Origin of the sequence: Kitasatospora sp. NPDC005748 (assembly GCF_040630735.1) — a bacterium.
Lineage (GTDB): Bacteria > Actinomycetota > Actinomycetes > Streptomycetales > Streptomycetaceae > Kitasatospora.
In genome coordinates, this window is sequence record NZ_JBEXYD010000003.1 from 315,707 (window position 1) to 334,900 (window position 19,194).

17 protein-coding genes and 1 pseudogene are annotated in these 19,194 nt (G+C 73.7%); 11 read left to right on the top strand and 7 right to left on the bottom strand.

Annotated features, from left to right (window positions below):
* Positions 1–103 precede the first annotated feature (103 nt).
* On the top strand, positions 104–973 hold the full coding sequence (locus ABZ495_RS04540) for a GNAT family N-acetyltransferase (RefSeq protein WP_359834366.1): 870 nt from the start codon (positions 104–106) through the stop codon (positions 971–973).
* Positions 974–1,041: 68 nt separating this feature from the next.
* Here ABZ495_RS04540 and ABZ495_RS04545 read toward each other — a convergent pair whose 3' ends face one another.
* The 3 genes from ABZ495_RS04545 to ABZ495_RS04555 form a co-directional block, all read right to left on the bottom strand.
* On the bottom strand, positions 1,042–2,409 hold the full coding sequence (locus ABZ495_RS04545; protein WP_329487324.1) for a pyridoxal-dependent decarboxylase: 1,368 nt from the start codon (positions 2,407–2,409) through the stop codon (positions 1,042–1,044).
* A gap of 241 nt (positions 2,410–2,650) precedes the next feature.
* Positions 2,651–3,115 carry an Lrp/AsnC family transcriptional regulator gene (locus ABZ495_RS04550; RefSeq protein ID WP_329487325.1) on the bottom strand — a complete coding sequence of 155 codons (465 nt, stop codon included), beginning with the start codon at positions 3,113–3,115 and terminating at the stop codon, positions 2,651–2,653.
* Positions 3,116–3,239: 124 nt separating this feature from the next.
* Complete coding sequence (locus tag ABZ495_RS04555; RefSeq protein WP_329487326.1) at positions 3,240–4,163, bottom strand: NADP-dependent oxidoreductase; 924 nt, start codon at positions 4,161–4,163, stop codon at positions 3,240–3,242.
* 222 nt (positions 4,164–4,385) lie between these two features.
* Here ABZ495_RS04555 and nadA point away from each other — a divergent pair, with 222 nt between their 5' ends.
* Positions 4,386–5,570: a quinolinate synthase NadA gene (gene nadA, locus ABZ495_RS04560; protein ID WP_352287028.1), complete on the top strand. Its 1,185-nt coding sequence runs from the start codon at positions 4,386–4,388 to the stop codon at positions 5,568–5,570.
* Between the two features lie 71 nt (positions 5,571–5,641).
* Here the strand turns inward: nadA and ABZ495_RS04565 are convergent, their stop codons facing one another.
* Together ABZ495_RS04565 and ABZ495_RS04570 are read right to left on the bottom strand one after the other, a co-directional pair.
* Positions 5,642–5,935, bottom strand: coding sequence for a hypothetical protein (locus ABZ495_RS04565; RefSeq protein WP_359834368.1), 294 nt, complete (start codon positions 5,933–5,935; stop codon positions 5,642–5,644).
* Between the two features lie 36 nt (positions 5,936–5,971).
* Positions 5,972–6,775, bottom strand: a complete 804-nt coding sequence (locus ABZ495_RS04570; RefSeq protein ID WP_352287024.1) for a PspA/IM30 family protein — start codon at positions 6,773–6,775, stop codon at positions 5,972–5,974.
* 301 nt (positions 6,776–7,076) lie between these two features.
* On the opposite strand from ABZ495_RS04570, the gene ABZ495_RS04575 reads away from it, so the two are divergent.
* Both ABZ495_RS04575 and ABZ495_RS04580 read left to right on the top strand, forming a co-directional pair.
* A complete protein-coding gene (locus ABZ495_RS04575) occupies positions 7,077–7,676 on the top strand; it encodes a DUF3043 domain-containing protein (RefSeq protein ID WP_329487329.1) in 600 nt (199 codons plus the stop codon).
* 158 nt (positions 7,677–7,834) lie between these two features.
* Positions 7,835–8,575, top strand: coding sequence for a methyltransferase domain-containing protein (locus ABZ495_RS04580; RefSeq protein ID WP_352287237.1), 741 nt, complete (start codon positions 7,835–7,837; stop codon positions 8,573–8,575).
* A 29-nt stretch (positions 8,576–8,604) separates the two neighbouring features.
* Here ABZ495_RS04580 and ABZ495_RS04585 read toward each other — a convergent pair whose 3' ends face one another.
* The gene (locus ABZ495_RS04585) at positions 8,605–8,808 is read right to left on the bottom strand and encodes a hypothetical protein (protein WP_359802666.1); all 204 of its coding nucleotides are present in this window, start codon (positions 8,806–8,808) and stop codon (positions 8,605–8,607) included.
* 191 nt (positions 8,809–8,999) lie between these two features.
* Between ABZ495_RS04585 and cobU the strand changes: the two are divergent.
* From cobU to ABZ495_RS04620, 7 genes and pseudogenes are all read left to right on the top strand, one after another.
* Positions 9,000–9,560: pseudogene (gene cobU, locus ABZ495_RS04590) on the top strand (bifunctional adenosylcobinamide kinase/adenosylcobinamide-phosphate guanylyltransferase); the annotation flags it as partial.
* Between the two features lie 28 nt (positions 9,561–9,588).
* Positions 9,589–10,704 (top strand): nicotinate-nucleotide--dimethylbenzimidazole phosphoribosyltransferase, encoded by a 1,116-nt coding sequence (locus tag ABZ495_RS04595; protein WP_359802669.1) that lies wholly within the window; start codon positions 9,589–9,591, stop codon positions 10,702–10,704.
* A 78-nt stretch (positions 10,705–10,782) separates the two neighbouring features.
* Entirely contained in the window at positions 10,783–11,580 is a 798-nt protein-coding gene (locus ABZ495_RS04600) for an adenosylcobinamide-GDP ribazoletransferase (RefSeq protein WP_359834370.1), read from the top strand.
* 301 nt (positions 11,581–11,881) lie between these two features.
* Positions 11,882–13,387: a leucyl aminopeptidase gene (locus ABZ495_RS04605; protein WP_359834371.1), complete on the top strand. Its 1,506-nt coding sequence runs from the start codon at positions 11,882–11,884 to the stop codon at positions 13,385–13,387.
* 438 nt (positions 13,388–13,825) lie between these two features.
* Positions 13,826–15,214, top strand: coding sequence for a dihydrolipoyl dehydrogenase (gene lpdA, locus ABZ495_RS04610; protein WP_329487334.1), 1,389 nt, complete (start codon positions 13,826–13,828; stop codon positions 15,212–15,214).
* Between the two features lie 56 nt (positions 15,215–15,270).
* The gene (gene sucB, locus ABZ495_RS04615) at positions 15,271–17,037 is read left to right on the top strand and encodes a 2-oxoglutarate dehydrogenase, E2 component, dihydrolipoamide succinyltransferase (RefSeq protein ID WP_359834372.1); all 1,767 of its coding nucleotides are present in this window, start codon (positions 15,271–15,273) and stop codon (positions 17,035–17,037) included.
* Between the two features lie 183 nt (positions 17,038–17,220).
* Positions 17,221–17,736, top strand: coding sequence for a DUF4240 domain-containing protein (locus tag ABZ495_RS04620; RefSeq protein WP_359834374.1), 516 nt, complete (start codon positions 17,221–17,223; stop codon positions 17,734–17,736).
* 145 nt (positions 17,737–17,881) lie between these two features.
* On the opposite strand, the gene ABZ495_RS04625 is transcribed toward ABZ495_RS04620, so the two are convergent.
* The gene (locus ABZ495_RS04625) at positions 17,882–18,916 is read right to left on the bottom strand and encodes a DUF2510 domain-containing protein (protein ID WP_359834375.1); all 1,035 of its coding nucleotides are present in this window, start codon (positions 18,914–18,916) and stop codon (positions 17,882–17,884) included.
* Between the last annotated feature and the right edge of the window lie 278 nt (positions 18,917–19,194).

Below are 19,194 nucleotides of genomic sequence, written 5' to 3' on the forward strand. Positions count from 1 at the left end.
CGCTCCCCATGCTCGCACAACCGGCGCGGCTCGGACACCGCCCCGACTGCGGATCCGGCGGAACCGGCCCCGGGCGACCGGTGCGACGGCCAGGATGGTGGGCATGATCCTGCGCCTGGTCCAGGACACCGCCGCCGACGCGGAGGCCGTCCAGCACATCGCCCGCGCCTCGTTCGCGCCGCTCGCCGACACCCCCGGCCCGGTCCCGCAGGACGGGCCCCCGGTGGGCCGGCTGGCCAGGACCAGACACCTCGTCCGGACCGACCCGCAGGGCTGCTGGCTGGCGGAGAGCGACGGCGAACCGGTCGGCGCGGTGCTGTCGCTGCGCCGCGAGGGCCTCTGGATCCTGGCGCTGCTCGTGGTGCGGCCCGAGGCACAGGGGCACGGCCTCGGCCGGCTGCTGCTGGAGCGGGCCGCCGCGTACGGGCGCGGCTGCCTGCGCGGGATGCTCTGCGTCCCGCCGTCCCCGGCGGCGGCCCGCCGGTACCGGCTGGCCGGGTTCACCCTGCACCCGGCGATGGCGCTGACCGGCCGGGTGGACCGGGCCGGACTGCTCGACCCCGGTGACATCCCGGTGCACCCCGGCAACGCCAGCCACCGGCACCTGCTGGACTCGGTGGACCGCCGGCTGCGCGGCGCGGCGCACGGGCCGGACCACGAGCTGATGCTGGGCCACTGCGAGGAGCTGCTGATCGCCGACGCGCTGGCCGGCAGCGGCTACTGCTACCGCGACGGCGGCGAGGTGCGGCTGCTGGCCGCGACCTCGAAGCGGATCGCCGCCCGGCTGCTGCGCGAGGCGCTGGCGCGGGTGCCGGACGGCGTGGACGCCCATGTGGGGCACCTGACCGCCGAGCAGGAGTGGGCGCTGGACGTCGGCCTGGAGGTCGGGCTGAGCCCGCGGACCGTGGGCTTCCTGGGCCTGCGCGGGATGCGCCCGCCGGCGCCGTACCTGCCCGACGGCGCGCTGCTGTGACGCGACGGCCCCCCGCCGGTCGGCCGGCGGGGGGGGGTCGGGGCGTTCGCGCGGTCGGCCGCGGGGGCTCAGACCATGGTGTCCAGGATCTCCCGGACCATCGCCATCGTGGTGCCCGGGTGCAGGAAGGCGAAGCGGGCGACCGTCTCGCCGTCCCAGCCGGTCGGGGTGACGAAGCCGATCTGGTCCGCCAGCAGCTGCTGCGACCAGCGGTAGTAGTCGTCGTTGGTCCAGCCCTTGCGGCGGAAGCAGACCGCCGAGAGCTGCGGGTCGAACAGCAGCTCCAGGTGCTCGGTGTCGCGGATCAGCTGCGCGGTGTCCCGGGCCAGCGTGAGGCCGGTCTCGATGGCGTCGGTGTAGGCCTGGGTGCCGTGCACGGCCAGCGAGAACCAGAGCGGCAGGCCGCGGGCGCGCCGGGTCAGGTGGTAGGCGTAGTCGGTGGGGTTCCACTCGTCGCCCTCGGTGTGCAGCACGTCCAGGTAGGAGGCGTCCTGGGTGTGCACGGCACGGGCGAGCTGCGGGTTGCGGTAGATCAGCGCGGCGCAGTCGAACGGGGCGAACAGCCACTTGTGCGGGTCCACCACGAAGGAGTCGGCGTGCTCGATGCCGTCGTAGCGGGCCCGGACGGAGGGGGCGAAGAGGCCCGCGCCGCCGTAGGCGCCGTCCACGTGGAACCAGAGGCCGCGCTCGCGGGCCACCTCGGAGAGGCCCTGGAGGTCGTCGATGATGCCCTCGTTGGTGGTGCCGGCCGTCCCGACGACGGCGATCACCGTCTCCGGGTTCGGGTCGGCGGCCAGGGCGGCGCGCAGCGCCTCGCCGGTGAAGCGGCGGTCGACGGTGGGGACCTTGAAGGCCTCCACGCCGATGATGTTGAAGGTGTTCTTGACCGAGGAGTGCACCTGGTCGGCGACGGCGATCCGCAGCCGGGCCTCCGGGCCGACGCCGAGCCGGCGGCGGGCGGTGTCGCGGGCGACGACCAGCGCGGAGAGGTTGCCGGCCGAACCGCCGGAGACGAAGGTGCCGCCGGCCGACTCGGGCATCCCGGCCCGGTCCGCGATCAGGCGCAGCACCTGGTTCTCGGCGGCGATGGCGCCGGCCGCCTCCAGCCAGGAGATGCCCTGCAGCGAGGCGCAGGAGACGACCATGTCGAAGAGCAGCGCGGCCTTGGTCGGCGCGCACGGGATGAACGAGAGGTAGCGCGGGCTGTCGGCGGAGATCACCGCGCGGGAGAGCTCGTGGTCGTAGAGCTTCAGCACGTCGGCCGGGTTGTTGCCGTCCGCGTTGAGCAGACCGGCCAGCTGGGTGCGCAGGTGCTCGCCGTCACCGGGGTGGTCGAGCGGAACGGGGTCGTACTGCAGCCGCTCCCGCATGTAGTCGAAAACCAGGTCGACCAGCTCGTTGTCTGGCCGGTGCATGCGGTCGGGTGCTGCGGACACGGGGGTCCCTCTCGGCTGTGGGGTGTCGGGGGAGGTCCGGCGGCGCGGGACGTCTCACCGCTCCGCCGGATGTGATCAGCCTAGGCAGCACCGCGCCCCCGCCGCGCGTCCGAACGCGGCTGGTCAGGCAGGATTCGAGCGTCTTGGCCGGGGCCCGCGCAGGATTCCTGCGCACGCCGCCGGGCGGCCCCGGGGGGCGGTCGCGCCGGCCCCCGGAGGGAGCGGACTGGGCCGTTCGGATTCAGCCGATGAGCTGGGAGAGCACGACCGAGGAGCGGCTGCGCTGGACGCCGGGCTCCCGCCGGATCCGCTCGATCACGGCCTCCAGGTGCCGGGTGTCGGAGGCCCGCAGGTGGACCAGGGCGTCCGGGTCGCCGGTGACCGTCCAGGCCGCGACCACTTCGGGGAACTGGCGCAGGCTCGCCAGGATCTCCTCCGGGGCGGTCCGCTCCCGGCAGTACACCTCGACGAAGGCCTCGGTCTGCCAGCCGAGCACCGAGGGGTCGAGGACGACGGTGAAGCCGCGGACCACCCCGCGCGCCCGCAGCCGGTCGATCCGGCGGCGGACGGCGGTGGCGGAGAGGTTCACCTGCACGCCGATCTCGGCGTAGGAGGCCCGGCCGTCGCTGCCCAGCCGGGCGAGCAGGAGACGGTCGGTCTCGTCGAGGGTCGCCCCGACCGTCTCGTGTGCTCGACTGCTGGTCATCGGTGCGGGGCTCCACGGGTCGTACGGGGGTCGGCGGGACGGTGGCGCCGAAACGGTTCTGCACCATTCTGGCGGATGACAGGACCGAGTCCACCGCTGGCAGATGACGGCTCGCGGACCGTTCTCAGTCCACCAGGAGCACGATCTTCCCCCGGGTGCGGCCCTCCGCGCTGAGCGCCTGGGCGGAGCCGGCCTGCGCGAGCGGGAAGGTGGAGGCGACGGTGACGGTGAGCCGCCCGTCATCGGCGAGCGCGGCCAGCTCCGCCAGCCCGGCGGCGTCGGGGCGGACCCAGACGTAGTGGCCGCCGAGCGCCTTCACCCGGTAGTCCGTCACCGAGGCGATCCGGGACGGGTCCGCGACCAGGGCGGCCGAGACCTCGACGGCCCCGCCACCGACCAGGTCGAGGGCGGCGTCCACCCCGCCGGGCGCCAGGGCCCGGACCCGCTCGGCCAGGCCCTCGCCGTGGGCCACCGGCTCGGCGCCGAGGCCGCGCAGGTAGTCGTGGTTGCGCTCGCCCGCGGTGCCGATCACCCGGGCCCCGAACGCCTTGGCGATCTGCACGGCCAGGTGGCCGACGCCGCCGGCCGCGGCGTGCACCAGCACGGTGTCGCCCGCGGCCACCCGCAGCGCCCGCAGGCCCTGGAGGGCGGTCAGGCCGGCCAGCGGCAGGCCGCCGCTCTGCGCCCAGTCCAGGGCCGCGGGCCGGCGGGCCAGCGTGCGGACGGGGGCGGCGACCAGCTCGGCGTAGGTCCCGTGCTCGACGGAGTCCTTGCGCACGTAGCCGTAGACCTCGTCGCCGGGGGCGAACTCGGTCACCCCGCCGCCGACCGCCCGGACCACCCCGGCCGCGTCCCAGCCCATCACCAGGGGGAAGTGGACGTCCAGCAGGCCGTCCAGAGCGCCGTCCCGGACCCTCCAGTCCACCGGGTTCACCCCGGCCGCCCTGACCTCCACCAGTACCGAGTCCGGCCCGACCTTGGGGTCCGGGAGGTCGGTGTACTCCACCACCTCGGGGCCGCCGTAGCGGCGGATCGCGATTGCCTTCATGGACCCAGCCAAACCCGGCCGGGCCCGGATACCGGTTCGGCCACGCCGAACCGCCCCATATCGTGCTTCCGGCGCCGCCGAACGGGCCCGAAGCGGGAAGCGGTTCTCGTCACATCGACAGAATGGCCATCGTCAGTCTGACGCTAAGCGGTTATCATAGATAGCGTCAGATAGACGAGAAGGCTGCACCGACTGATCGGCCGCACAGAAGGGCACCCGCCCGTGACCACCACCATCACCGAGACCTACGGCGTCGACCCCACTCCGACGCCGCTCGCTCTGCTGCTGCTCGGCCGTGAGGCCGACCCGAACAGCGAGCGCGGCGTCGAGTGCCCCGGCGACCTTCCCGCCGCCTCCGACCCGGACCTCGTCGCCCGTGCGCGGGCCGCGAAGGAGGCGCTCGGGGATCGCGTCTTCATCCTGGGCCACCACTACCAGCGCGACGAGGTGATCGAGTTCGCCGATGTCACCGGCGACTCCTTCAAGCTCGCGCGCGACGCGGCCGCCCGCCCGGAGGCCGAGTACATCGTCTTCTGCGGCGTGCACTTCATGGCCGAGTCCGCGGACATCCTCACCGGCGACGCCCAGCAGGTCGTCCTGCCGGACCTCGCGGCCGGCTGTTCGATGGCCGACATGGCCACCGCCGAGCAGGTCGCCGAGTGCTGGGACGTCCTGACCGACGCCGGCATAGCCGACGTCACCGTCCCGGTCTCGTACATGAACTCCTCCGCCGACATCAAGGCCTTCACCGGCAGGCACGGCGGCACCATCTGCACCTCGTCCAACGCGAAGCGGGCCCTGGAGTGGGCCTTCGAGCAGGGGCAGAAGGTGCTCTTCCTGCCCGACCAGCACCTGGGCCGCAACACCGCGGTGCGCGAGATGGGCTTCTCGCTGGACGACTGCGTGCTCTACAACCCGCACAAGCCCAACGGCGGCCTGACCGCCGAGCAGCTGCGGAACGCCAAGATGATCCTCTGGCGCGGCCACTGCTCGGTGCACGGCCGGTTCTCGCTGGACTCGGTCAACGACGTGCGCGAGCGCATCCCCGGCGTCACCGTGCTGGTGCACCCCGAGTGCAAGCACGAGGTCGTCGCGGCCGCCGACATGGTGGGCTCGACCGAGTACATCATCAAGGCGCTGGACGCCGCCGAGCCCGGCTCCAAGTGGGCCATCGGCACCGAGCTGAACCTGGTCCGCCGGCTCGCCAAGGCGCACCCGGACAAGGAGATCGTCTTCCTGGACCGGGCGGTCTGCTTCTGCTCCACGATGAACCGGATCGACCTGCCGCACCTGGTCTGGGCACTGGAGTCGCTGGTCGAGGGCCGGGTGCCGAACGTGATCCGGGTCGACCCGGAGACCGAGAAGCACGCCAAGGCGGCGCTGGACCGGATGCTCGCCCTGCCGTAGCCACCGCACGCCGAAGGGCGGGCTCCTCCACACTGGAGGAGCCCGCCCTTTCGTCTGGCGCGAGACGGCCGCTACTCGGGCAATCCGGGGATCAGGCCGTCACCCTCGGCCCGCAGCAGCTCCCTGACCTGGTCGATCGTCGAGTCAGCAGCCGGGAGGATCAGGTCGGAGGGCTCCAGCGAGGCGTCCGGCAGCGGGGTGCCGAACTCCTTGACGGCGCCCAGCAGCTCCCCGAGCGCTCGGCGGAAATGCTCTTCGTCCCCCGAGTCCAGTGCGGTGACGAGCTCGTCGTCCAGCTCGTTCAGCCGGTTCAGATGGGCGTCGCCCACCTCGAACTGGCCCTCCCCCATGACCCTCATGATCATGCCGTGCGTCTCCTGGTTCGTGGGGTGAAGCTCAGGTCACTTGTTGTAGTTGATCCGCGGGGAGTCCGGCTGGGCGTCCTGCGGCTGTCCCTTGCCCGGCTCGATGGCCTGCGGACCGGAGGCCGGCGAGCCGCCCGTCAGTTCTGCCTTCATCCGGGCCAGCTCCAGCTCGACGTCCGAACCGCCGGCGACCCGCTCCAGCTCGGCCTCGATGTCGTCCTTGCGGCCGAGACCGCTGGCGTCGTCGAGCGCGCCGGAGGCCAGCAGCTCGTCGATCGCACCGGCCCGGGCCTGCATCTGGGCGGTCTTGTCCTCGGCCCGCTGGATCGCCAGACCGACGTCGCCCATCTCCTCCGAGATGCCGGAGAAGGACTCGGCGATCCGGGTCTGCGCCTGGGCCGCGGTGTAGGTGGCCTTGATCGTCTCCTTCTTGGTGCGGAAGGCGTCGACCTTGGCCTGCAGCCGCTGGGAGGCGAGCGTGAGCTTCTCCTCCTCGGCCTGGAGCTGCTGGTACTGCGTCTCCAGGTCGGTGATCTGGGACTGCATGTTCGACTTGCGGGTCAGGGCCTCGCGCGCGAGGTCCTCCCGGCCGAGCGAGAGGGCCTTGCGGCCCTGGTCCTCGTACTTGGCGGACTGCTGCTGCAGCTGGGTCAGCTGGAGCTCCAGGCGCTTGCGCGAGGTGGCCACGTCCGCGACACCGCGACGCACCTTCTGCAGCAGCTCAAGCTGCTTCTGGTACGAATAGTCGAGCGTCTCACGGGGATCCTCCGCCCGGTCCAAGGCCTTGTTCGCCTTGGAGCGGAAGATCAACCCCATACGCTTCATGATTCCGTCGCTCATGGGCCTCGGGTGCCCCCTTCTCCGGCCTGCGGTCTTTATCTCGTTACCAGACACGACGAGTGTATGTGCAGCGAGCCCTTCGCCGCAGTGCACCTGCCTGCAACAAGACTGCTACAGCGTCCCCCTCCCGGGCCTCATCCCCGGGGTGGATCCGCCCCTCATCCCACCCATCGTCCGAAGCGGTGATCCCCTACGGGAAGACCCCCGGAAACCCGGCCGAGGGCCCGGACCGGCGCGATCGATATGCGTTTGGGTCCGAGGACACCCGTGGAAGCGGTCGCGCACCCCGTACGCTGGGGGTGTGTTCCGACGCCGTTCAGATGATGCCGCTGCCTCCGCCGCCGTGCTGGAGAAGCAGGACGAGACGACCCAGACCCGCGATCCGCAGGCGAAGAAGGGCCGGCCGACGCCCAAGCGCAGTGAGGCCGAGGCCCACCGGCGGACCAGGGTGACCGTGCCCAAGGACCGCAAGGAGGCCTCCCGCCAGGCGCGCGAGCGCATGCGCAGCGAGCGCGAGAAGCAGCGCACCGCGCTGCTGGAGGGCGACGAGCGGCACCTGCCGGCCCGTGACAAGGGCCCGGTGCGCAAGTTCACCCGCGACTACGTGGACGCCCGCTGGTCGCTGGCCGAGTTCTTCCTGCCCGCCGCCGTGGTCATCCTGGTGCTCAGCATCGTCAAGGTGCCCGCCCTCCAGCTGCTCTCCACCCTGCTCTTCCTGGCCTTCTTCGTGCTGGTGGTGCTGGACTTCGTCCGCCTCGGGTTCGGTCTGCGCAAGTCGCTCACCGAGCGGTTCGCGGGCCAGAACACCCGCGGCGCGGTCGCCTACGGCCTGATGCGCATCCTGCAGATGCGCCGGCTGCGCCTGCCCAAGCCGCAGGTGCGGCGCGGAGAGAAGCCCTGACCGCCGAACCGGTGGACTCCGGCTGGGCCCCTCCCTCCTGGGAGGGGCCCGGCCTGTACGCGCTTCCGGGCCAGGGTGACGGCGGCCACGACCGGCTCGCCCAGGAGCGCCGGCTGCCCTCGCGCAGCGGTTCCTTCGCCGGCGGCACCGGCCCGTGGCTGGACCGCCTCGGCAGCCTGCGCAACCTCGTCCGGCAGGAGCTGGTCGCCCGGCAGCTCGCCGAGCAGCTGACCGGCCGCGCCGAACAGCGCGTCCTCGACATCGGCTGCGGCCAGGGCACCCAGGCCCTGCGGCTGGCGCGGGACGGCCACTACGTCACCGGGATCGACTCCGACCCGGTCGCGCTCGGCGTCGCCCAGGGGGCGCTCGCCGAGGAGCCGCCCGAGGTCCGCGGCCGGATGCAGCTGCTCAGCGGCGACGGCCACCAGTGCGGGCGCTGGTTCGGGCCGCGCAGCTTCGACGTGGTGCTCTGCCACGGCGTCCTGATGTACCTGCCGGACCCGGATCCGATGATCGCCTCGCTGGCCCGGCTGCTGGCCCCGGGCGGACTGCTCTCGCTGCTGGTCCGCAACCGTGACGCGCTGGCCCTGCGGCCCGCCGCCGCCGGGGACTGGCGGGCCGCCCTGCACGCCTTCGAGAGCGACCGCTACTACAACCGGCTCGGGCTGGCCGCCCGGGCCGACCGGCTCGCCGACCTCGCCGTCACCCTCTCCGAGGTGTCCGTGCCGCTGCGGCACTGGTACGGCGTGCGGGTCTTCACCGACAGCGCGCCCGACGACGCGGCGCCGCCGGTGGACGGCCGGCAGCTGGCCCAGCTGCTGGAGGCCGAGGAGCGGGCCGGCCGCACCGACCCGTACCGGCAGGTCGCCGCGCTGCTGCACGTCTTCGGGGCCAAGTAGCGGCCGCTCCCGAAGGCGTGCGGGCGGGCTCAGGCCTCGTGCAGGCTCATCGAGTAGATCTCCCGGCCGTCGTCGAGCAGGACCGCGGTGTCCACGCCGTCCTCGGCCAGCTGCTTCCAGCTCTCCCCGATCCAGGTCTCGGCGTCCCCCTGGCCGGCGAACTCCTCCTCCTGGCCGCCGCCCGGGGCCACCACGGTGCCGTCCGCCTTCTCGTACCGCCACGTCCAGACCATGCCCGGTTCCTCCCACTGACGACCTGTGCGCTGCCTGCTGCTGCGCGCACCTTAGCCTGCCCGGCCCGATCTTCCGTATGCCTGACCGGGGCCGCGTTGTCGGCCGGGTCGCGGCTCCCCGCCCGGCCGGGCCGGGCCCGCGCGGGGCGGGGCGCCACCGCCTTGGCAGGATGGACGGCATGGCAGCCCACCCCGCACTCCCCCGCACCCTGCTCCTCGGCGGCGCCCGCTCCGGAAAGTCCACCAGGGCCGAGCAGTTGCTCGCCCGGTACCCGGACGTGCTGTACGTGGCCACCGGCGGCGCCCGCGACGGTGACACCGAGTGGGCCCGGCGGGTGGCGCTGCACCGCGACCGGCGGCCGGCGAGCTGGCGCACCGCCGAGACCTGCGACCTGGCGGCGGTCCTGGCCGACCCCGCCGACCCGGCGCCGGTGCTGATCGACTGTCTGGCGCTCTGGCTGACCGCGGTGATGGACGAGTGCGGCGCCTGGGACGACGCGGTCTGGGCGGACGGCGGCGAGGCGGCCGTCCAGCGGCGCTGCGAGGAGCTCGCCCGGGCCTGGGCGGCGACCCGGCGCCCGGTGGTCGCGGTGAGCAACGAGGTGGGCATGGGCGTCGTCCCGGCCACCGCCTCGGGCCGCCGGTTCCGCGACACCCTGGGCCGGCTGAACATGGCGGTGGCCGACGCCTCGGAGCGTGTGCTGCTCGTCGTGGCGGGGCAGGTTCTGACGGTCAAGCCCGCCGCGGGCTGAACACCCGCGGCGTGTAGCCTTCCGATCGATGGACACGACCGTGGATCTCGATACGTTCTCCTCGCTCGTCGAGCGCCCCGACGAGAGCGCCCGGCGGGCCGCCGAAGAGCGCTGGCAGGCGCTGGACCGCCCGCGCGGCGGCCTCGGCCGGCTGGAGGAGCTGGGCAGTTGGCTGTCGTCCGTACAGGGCCGCTCCCCGGTGCGGCCACTGTCGGCGCCCAAGGTGCTGCTGTTCGCCGCCGACCACGGGGTGGCGGCCCTCGGGGTGTCCCGGCTGCCCGCGCAGGGCGGCACGGCCGCCCGGGTACGGGCGGTGCTGGACGGCACCGCGCCGGTCGCCCTGCTCGCCCGGCGCTTCGGCGCCGAGGTGCGGGTGGTGGACGTCGCGGTGGACGCGGACCCCTCCGACTTCCCGGACGAGGTCGTCGCCCACCGGGTGCGGCGCGGCTCCGGCCGGGTCGACGTCGAGGACGCGCTGAGCCCCGAGGAGACGGTCAAGGCCTTCCGGGCCGGGATGGCCGTCGCCGACGAGGAGGCCGACGCCGGGACCGACCTGATCGTCCTGGGCGACCTCGGGGTCGGCGCGACCACCGTGGCGGCCGTCCTGGTCGGCGCGCTCTGCGGCACCGACGCGGCCGCGGTGACCGGGCGCGGCTCGGGCATCGACGACCGGGTGTGGATGGTCAAGTGCGCGACCGTCCGGGACTCGCTGCGGCGGGCCCGGCCGGTGCTGGGTGACCAGTTGGCGCTGCTCGGCGCCACCGGCGGTGCCGACTTCGCGGCGATCACCGGCTTCCTGCTGCAGGCCGCGGTCCGCAAGCTCCCGGTGGTGCTGGACGGTGTGGTCTCGGCCGCCTGCGCGCTGGTCGCGCAGCGGATCGCGTTCCGGGCGCCGGAGTGGTGGCGGGCCGGGCAGTCCACCGGCGAGCCGGCCCAGGCCAAGGCCTACGACCGGCTGACCCTGACGCCCCTGCAGGAGCAGGAGATCACCATGGGCGAGGGCGTCGGCGCGCTGATGGCGCTGCCGCTGCTGCAGGCCGCGGCGGACGCCCTGGCCGAGCACGCGCCCGCCCCGAGCACCCCGGCGGCCCCCAAGGAGCAGCCGAAGCTGCCCTCGGCCGCGGAGCTGCTCGGCCGGGTCTGACCGCCCCGGGGCCCGGACGGGGGGCGGGTCGTCGCGGTGCGCGGCGCACCACGGTACGGATGCGAGGAGCGGCGGGCCATGCAGGACGCTTCGGCACGGGAGCCGGCCCGGTGGGGTGAGGGGCTGCGGTTCGCGTTCGGCACGCTCTCCGTGCTGAGGGTGCGGGTCGAGCGGTGGGACCGCCCCACGGCGGGCCGGGCGATGACGGCGGCGCCGGTGGTCGGCCTGACGCTCGGGGCACTGGCCGCGGGCGCGGGAGCGCTGGTGGCCTGGCGCGCGGGCGGGCCGCTCGGCGCGGTGACCGCCGTCGGCGTGCTGGCCGCGCTGACCCGGGGCCTGCATCTGGACGGCCTGGCCGACGTCGCCGACGGCCTGGGCAGCGGCAGACCGGCCGAGGACGCCCTGCGCATCATGAAGCAGTCCGACATCGGGCCGTTCGGCGTACTGACCCTGGTGCTGGTGCTGCTGGCCCAGATCGCCGCACTGGCCGGCCGGTTCGACGCGTCGCCGGCCGGCGGCGCGCTCGCGGTGCTCGCCTCGGCGACGGCCGCGCGGTGCGCACTCGGCTGGGGCTGCCTGCGCCCGGTGCCGGCCGCCCGGCCGGGCGGGCTCGGCGCGATGGTGGCCGGCACCGTGCCGCCGGCCGCGGCGGTGGCGGCGACGGCCGGCTCGGCGCTGCTGCTGGCCGCCCTCGGCCTGCTCGACGGCTCGTCAGTCCTCCGGCTGCCGCTGGCCGTTGCGGTCGGCCTCGGCTGCTCCTGGCTGCTGCTGCGGCGCTGCGTACGCCGGTTCGACGGCATCACCGGGGACGTCCTCGGCGCGATGGCGGAGACCGCCGCGACCGGCACCCTGGTCACCCTCGCGCTGATGGGCTGAGACCCGCCGCCGGCCCCCGCTCCCGGCGTTGGGACACCGGCGGCGCGTGATCCCAGCATGCGGACTACCATGCGTGGAGCACCGCAGCCCTGCACCGTCGCAGGTCCGGCCCGGCCGACGCGCGTCGAGGAGCCGGGGCTTCTGGTGTGTGCGGCCGCCGTGACCGGTGGACGCACGCGCCAGGAGCCCCGGACCCGGCCCGCTCCGGCGGGACGGCCCGCAGTGGCGGCCCCGGGCTGCGCCGGTGCGGCAGCCGTGCCGTGACCGGTGCCGTGGACCGCGATAGAACAGGACGCATTACGTGACTGCATTGTCTGTGAGCACCTCCTCCGCCGCCTCGCTGCGCGCGGACGCCGTGGTGATCGGTGTGGCGAAGGGCCCGAAGGGCATCGTGCTGGCGCCGGGCGCCGAGGCCGTGAGCGAGGCGTTCGAGGGCAAGCTGGCCGAGGTCCTCACCACCCTGGGCGCGACCGGCGCCGAGGGCGAGGCCGTCAAGGTCCCCTCCCCCGCCGGCCTGAAGGCCGCGCTCGTGCTCGCGGTCGGCCTCGGCGAGGCCGCCGACGCCGGCTACGGCCTGGAGACGCTGCGCCGCGCCGCCGGTGTCGCCGCCCGCACCCTGGGCGGCAGCAAGAAGGCCGCGCTGGCCCTGCCGGCCGAGTCCGCCGACGAGGTCGAGGCGGTCGCGCTGGGCGGCCTGCTCGGCGCCTACTCCTTCGGCACCTACAAGGGCAACGGCAGCGCCAAGGAGCCGGTCGGCGAGCTCGTGCTGCTGACCGTCCGCAAGGGCAGCAAGGACGCCAAGGCCGCCGTCGAGCGCGCCGTCGTCCTCGGCGAGGAGATGAACCGCGCCCGCGACCTGGTCAACACCGCGCCGAACGACCTGAACCCCAAGGGCTTCGCCGCGATCGCCCAGGCGGCCGGCAAGGAGCACGGCCTCAAGGTCGAGGTGCTGGACGAGAAGGCGCTGCTCAAGGGCGGCTTCGGCGGCCTGCTCGGCGTCGGCAACGGCTCGGCCAACCCGCCGCGGCTGGTGAAGGTGGCCTACACCCACCCGAAGGCCAAGGCGAGCCTGGCGTTCATCGGCAAGGGCATCACCTACGACTCGGGCGGCATCTCGCTGAAGCCGGCCGGCCACAACGAGACCATGAAGTGCGACATGGCCGGCGCGGCCGCGGTGTTCGCCGCCGTCGTCTCCGCCAAGCGCCTGGGCCTCGCCGTCAACGTCACCGCCTGGCTGGCGCTGGCCGAGAACATGCCGTCGGGCACCGCCACCCGCCCGGGTGACGTGCTGCGCATGTACGGCGGCAAGACCGTCGAGGTGCTGAACACCGACGCCGAGGGCCGCCTGGTGCTGGCCGACGCCATCGTGCGCGCCGGCGAGGAGAACCCGGACGTGATCGTCGACGTGGCGACGCTGACCGGCGCGATGATGCTGGCGCTGGGCAGCCGCACCTTCGGCGTGATGGCCAACAACGACGAGCTGCGCGAGACCCTGCACACCGTCGCGGGCGAGGCCGGCGAGCAGTCCTGGCCGATGCCGCTGCCGGCCGAGCTGCGCAAGGGCATGACCGAGTCGACCATCGCCGACCTGGCCAACATGGGCGAGCGGATGGGCGGCGGCCTGGTGGCCGGCCTGTTCCTCAAGGAGTTCGTGGCCGAGGGCATCGACTGGGCCCACCTGGACATCGCCGGCCCCGCCTTCCACGAGGGCGCGCCGTTCGGCTACACCCCCAAGGGCGGTACCGCGAGCGCGGTGCGCACCCTGGTCCGCTTCGCCGAGCGGACCGCGGCGGGCGACAAGGCCTGATCCGGGGTTCGGACGGACGGGGTCCCGTGCACTCGCGCCGGACCCCGTCCGCGTTCCCGGGGCCGGCCCGCCCCCGGCGGGTGCTCGCCCGCCCGCGGCGCTGTTACCTGCGAGTAGAAGGCGGAAGCCCGTCCGCACCTCTGTTCGCTGCGGGCGAAACTTTGTTCCACAGTGCGGAACCGGGGGCGGGCCGGGTCGCGCCAAAGGGCGCTCCCGCCGCTGTCAAGCCCGCATTGAGCTGCGATGATGCCCTTCGGTCGGGGCTGTTCCCGCCCCTGTGACCACCCTTTGGGACGCCCCTGGGGTGGACCCGGACATCAGCTGCCGTGAACAAGTGCGAAGATGTATTTCCGGCACGACTGGGCGCCCCACAAAGGCTTCCGACCCACCGGACCGCGACCGGCCCGGCGACCCACCCCATTGCATGGAGGACGTGACGTGGCGAACGACGCCAGCACCGTTTTCGACGTAGTCATTCTCGGAGGCGGAAGCGGCGGTTACGCCGCGGCGCTCCGCGCCGCCCAGCTGGGTCTGAGCGTCGCCCTGGTCGAGAAGGGTGAGCTGGGCGGCACCTGCCTGCACCGCGGCTGCATCCCGACCAAGGCACTGCTGCACGCCGCCGAGATCGCGGACGAGACGAAGGAGGCCGCCGAGTTCGGCGTTCTGGCCACCTTCCAGGGCATCGACATCAACGGCGTCCACAAGTACAAGGACGACGTCATCGCCGGCCTGTACAAGGGCCTGCAGGGCCTGGTCGCCTCCCGCAAGGTGACCTTCATCCAGGGCGAGGGCAAGCTCTCCTCGCAGACCTCGGTGGACGTCAACGGCCAGCGCGTCGAGGGCCGCCACATCGTCCTCGCCACCGGCTCCGTGCCGAAGTCGCTGCCGGGCCTGACCATCGACGGCGACCGCGTGATCTCCTCGGACCACGCGCTCAAGCTCGACCGCATCCCGAAGTCCGCCGTGATCCTCGGCGGCGGCGTGATCGGCGTCGAGTTCGCCTCGGTCTGGAAGTCCTTCGGCGTCGACGTCACCATCGTCGAGGCGCTGCCGCACCTGGTCCCGCTGGAGGACGAGAACTCCTCCAAGCTGCTGGAGCGCGCGTTCCGCAAGCGCGGCATCAAGTTCGAGCTGAAGGCCCGCTTCTCCGGTGTCGAGTACACCGAGACCGGCGTGCGCGTCTCCACCGAGAACGGCAAGCAGATCGACGCCGACCTGCTGCTCGTGGCCATCGGCCGCGGCCCGGTCTCGGCCGGCCTCGGCTACGAGGAGAACGGCGTCGCGATGGACCGCGGCTACGTGCTCGTCGACGAGTACATGCGCACCAACGTGCCCACCATCTCCGCCGTCGGCGACCTCGTCCCGACCCTGCAGCTGGCCCACGTCGGCTTCGCCGAGGGCATCCTGGTCGCCGAGCGCGTGGCCGGCCTCAAGGCCGTGCCGATCGACTACGACGGCGTCCCCCGCGTGACCTACTCCAACCCCGAGGTGGCCTCCGTCGGCATCTCCGAGGCCAAGGCCGTCGAGCTGTACGGCAAGGAGAAGGTCGTCACCCTCAAGTACAACCTGGCCGGCAACGGCAAGAGCAAGATCCTGAAGACCGCCGGCGAGATCAAGCTCGTCCAGGTCAAGGACGGCGCCGTGGTCGGCGTCCACATGGTCGGCGCCCGGATGGGCGAGCAGGTCGGCGAGGCGCAGCTGATCTACAACTGGGAGGCTCTGCCGGCCGAGGTCGCGCAGCTCATCCACGCTCACCCGACCCAGTCCGAGGCCCTGGGCGAGGCGCACCTGGCGCTGGCCGGCAAGCCGCTGCACGCGCACGACTGATCACGCCCCACTCCCCCCATTCCAGTACGCAAGACTTGATAGGAGTCGCTGAAACCATGGCGGTCTCAGTAACACTGCCCGCGCTGGGCGAGAGCGTTTCCGAGGGCACCGTCACCCGTTGGCTGAAGGCCGAGGGTGAGCGTGTGGAGGTCGACGAGCCGCTGCTCGAGGTCTCCACCGACAAGGTCGACACCGAGATCCCGGCCCCGGCCTCGGGCATCCTGGCCTCGATCAAGGTCGGCGAGGACGAGACCGTCGAGGTCGGCGCCGAGCTGGCGGTCATCGACGACGGCTCCGGCGCGCCGGTCCCCGCCGCGGCCCCGGCCGCCGAGGCCGCTCCGGCCGCCGCCCCGGCCCCGGTCGCAGAGGCGCCCGCCGCCCCCGCCCCGGCCGCCGAGGCTCCGGCTCCGGCCGCCCCGGCCGCCGCGCCGGCCGCCGACGCCACCCCGGTGCTGCTCCCCGCGCTGGGCGAGTCGGTCACCGAGGGCACCGTCACCCGCTGGCTGAAGGCCGAGGGTGAGACGGTCGAGGTCGACGAGCCGCTGCTCGAGGTCTCCACCGACAAGGTCGACACCGAGATCCCGTCGCCGGTCGCCGGTGTCGTGGTGAAGATCCTGGTCGGCGAGGACGAGACCGCCGAGGTCGGCGCCCAGCTCGCGCTGATCGGCGCCCCAGGCGCGGCCCCGGCCGCTCCGGCTCCGGCTGCCGCTCCCGCTCCCGCCCCGGCTCCGGCTCCGGCTCCGGCTCCGGCTCCGGCTCCGGCCGCCCCGGTGGCCCCGCCGGCCCCGGCCCCCGCCGCGGCCCCGGCCCCCGTCGCCGCTCCGGCTCCGGCCCCGGTCGCGCCGGCTCCGGCCGCTCCGGTCGCCGCCCCGGCTCCGGCCGCCGCGCCGGCCGCCGACAGCGGTGACGCCTACGTCACCCCGCTGGTGCGCAAGCTCGCCGCCGAGCAGGGCGTCGCCCTGGCCTCCGTCACCGGCACCGGTGTCGGCGGCCGCATCCGCAAGCAGGACGTCATCGCCGCCGCCGAGGCCGCGAAGGCCGTTCCGGCCCCCGCCGCTGCCGCCCCGGCCGCCGCGCCGAAGGCCGCCGCCGCGCCGTCCCCGCTGCGTGGCCAGACGGTCAAGATGACCCGCATCCGCAAGGCCATCGGCGACAACATGCTGAAGGCCCTGCACGAGCAGGCCCAGCTGACCAGCGTCGTCGAGGTGGACGTCACCAAGGTCATCTCGCTGCGCGGCAAGGCCAAGGACGCCTTCCTCGCCCGCGAGGGCGTGAAGCTGTCCCCGATGCCGTTCTTCGTCAAGGCCGCCGCCCAGGCGCTGAAGAGCCACCCGGTGATCAACGCCCGCATCAACGAGGCCGAGGGCACCGTCACCTACTTCGACTCCGAGAACATCGGGATCGCGGTGGACTCCGAGAAGGGTCTGATGACCCCGGTCATCAAGGGTGCGGGCGACCTCAACATCGCCGGCATCTCGAAGAAGACCGCGGAGCTGGCCGGCAAGGTCCGCGGCAACAAGATCACTCCGGACGAGCTGTCCGGCGCGACCTTCACCATCAGCAACACCGGTTCGCGCGGTGCGCTGTTCGACACCGTCATCGTGCCGCCGAACCAGGTCGCCATCCTGGGCATCGGCGCGACGGTCAAGCGCCCGGTCGTCATCGAGGCCGACGGCGGCACCGCCATCGGCATCCGTGACATGACCTACCTGTCGCTCTCCTACGACCACCGCCTGGTGGACGGCGCCGACGCCGCCCGCTTCCTGGTGGCCGTCAAGGAGATCCTGGAGGCCGGCGAGTTCGAGGTCGAGCTCGGCCTCTGAGCCGGCCGCCACGGCAGCCCACGCAGTACGGAACCCCGCGTCGTCCCCGGACGGCGCGGGGTTCCGCGTTGGCGCCCGGCCGCCCGGCACCGGCCTCGGTACCCGTACTCCCCCGGCGCGGCCCGCGTTTCGCCGGGCCCATCGCATGCGATCGCGCGGGCGAACAGGGATGCTGGAGCGGTGATGGACGAGACCGACTTCTGGCAGATCATCGACGACACCCGGGAGGACGCCGACGGCGACCCCGACGAGCAGGCGGAACGGCTGGTGGAACGGCTCGTCCAACTGACCCCGGACGACGTCATCGACTTCGCGCGGCTCTTCGAGGCCCGGTTCCAGCGCGCCTACCGGACCGACCTGTGGGGCGCGGCCCACCTGCTGCTGGACGGCGCCTCCGAGGACACCTTCGACTACTTCCGCTGCTGGCTGATCGGCCAGGGGCGGGAGGTGTTCGAGGGCGGCCTGCACGAGCCGGACGATCTTGCCGACCTGCTCCCGGAGTTCGACGAGGAGGAGGACGGCGAGGCCGAGGACCTGGGCTACGCGGCCGACGAGGCGTACGAGCAGTTGACCGGGCTGCCGCTGCCCGAGGTGGGCGACCGGCAGCCCGCGCGGCCGGCCGGCACCGCGCTGGACTTCGAGGACCCGGACACGATGGCGAAACGGTTCCCCAAGCTCTGGGAGCGGTACGGGGACTGACCCGGGAGCGGTACCGGGAGCGGCCCGGCGAAGGGTCCGGCCCGGCGGGAGGTCCGGCCCGGTGGCGGCCGGAACGCCGGAGCGGGTGCCCGAGCGGGTGGCTCGGACACCCGCTCGGGGTGCCGGTGGCGTCGGACGCCCGGGCTCAGGTGCCGGAGCCGGAGCCGCTGCCGTCCTGCTTAATGCCCTTGAGGATCTGGTCGAGCACGGTGGGATCGGGTGCGCCCGCGGCGTCGTCGACCCCGCCCTCGAAGGCCACGAAGCCACCGCCCTTGGCCGGGACGGCCGCCAGCAGGATGTAGCCCTTGGTGCCGTCCGAGGTGGTGATGTGCCACCGCACCGCGTAGCCGGAGACGCCCGCCACGGTGGTGTTGGCGGAGCCCGCGTCGGTGTGCGAGGTGATCCCGGTGAAGATCGCCGCCGCGTAGGTGGGCATCGCCGCCTCCGCCGCCGCCCGGGCCGAGGCTCCCGCGATGGTGTCCTTCTCCACCGAGAACTGGCCCCTGATGCAGGAGCCGCCGCTCGGGCAGGTGTAGCGGCCGCTGCCCAGGAAGACCGTCGAGTGCGTGGTGTCGGTCTGCGAGTCCCAGCCCTGGAAGATCGGCACCGTGATGGAGTGCTGGGCGTCCGCGGCGGTGTCCTTGACCACCGGCACCGGCGGCAGGCTGGGGGCCGGCGTGGGCGTGGGCGCGGGTGTGCGCGTGGTCGGGCCGGGGCTCGGCGTCCGGCTCGGGGTGTCGGTGACGGTGACCGTCGGCACCGGCTCCGGGTCGGCCTTGGGATCGCCGCCGCTGTTGAGGGCGATCGCGGCGACCACGCCGACCACGGCCAGCACGCCGACCACGATCCCCACGACCGCGCCCGGCTTCATCCGGCCGGGCGACGGCGGATAGCCGCCCTGCGGATAGCCGTAGGCCTGCTGGTCCGGCGTCGGGTAGCCGTAGCCGGGCGTGCCCTGCTGAGGCGCGCCGTAGCCGTACGCGGGCGGCGGGGAGACGGGGGCGGGCTGCTGCGGGGTCTGCCAGGAGACCTGGGTCGGGGCGTCGGCGAGCCCGCCGCCGCCCGCCTGGAGGGGGCGGACGTCGCTGGTCCAGGCGTTGCCGTCCCACCAGCGCTCATGACCGGGCGTGCCGTCCGCACCCGGTACCGGGTACCACCCGGGAGGCGTCGAGTTGCTCACGGCCGTACGGTACCCGGCGCGGCACTGCTCCAGACAGGTTGGGTTTGTCACGAGTCTGCACCACCCCGGGGATCCTGATCTGACGCCCCGTCAGCGACTCGGGCCCCGGGAGGCGGCACGCGACCCACCCGCCGCGCCGGAGGGGGCGACGGGCGACCCGTCAGGCGCGGGAGGGCGGAGCGCGGGGATGCTCCTATAGACGTCAAGCCGCAGGAGCAAGGTCGGGTTGGGTGATTCGTGAGGTTGGAGTGCTGGTCAGTGCGCGGTAGACCTCGCGG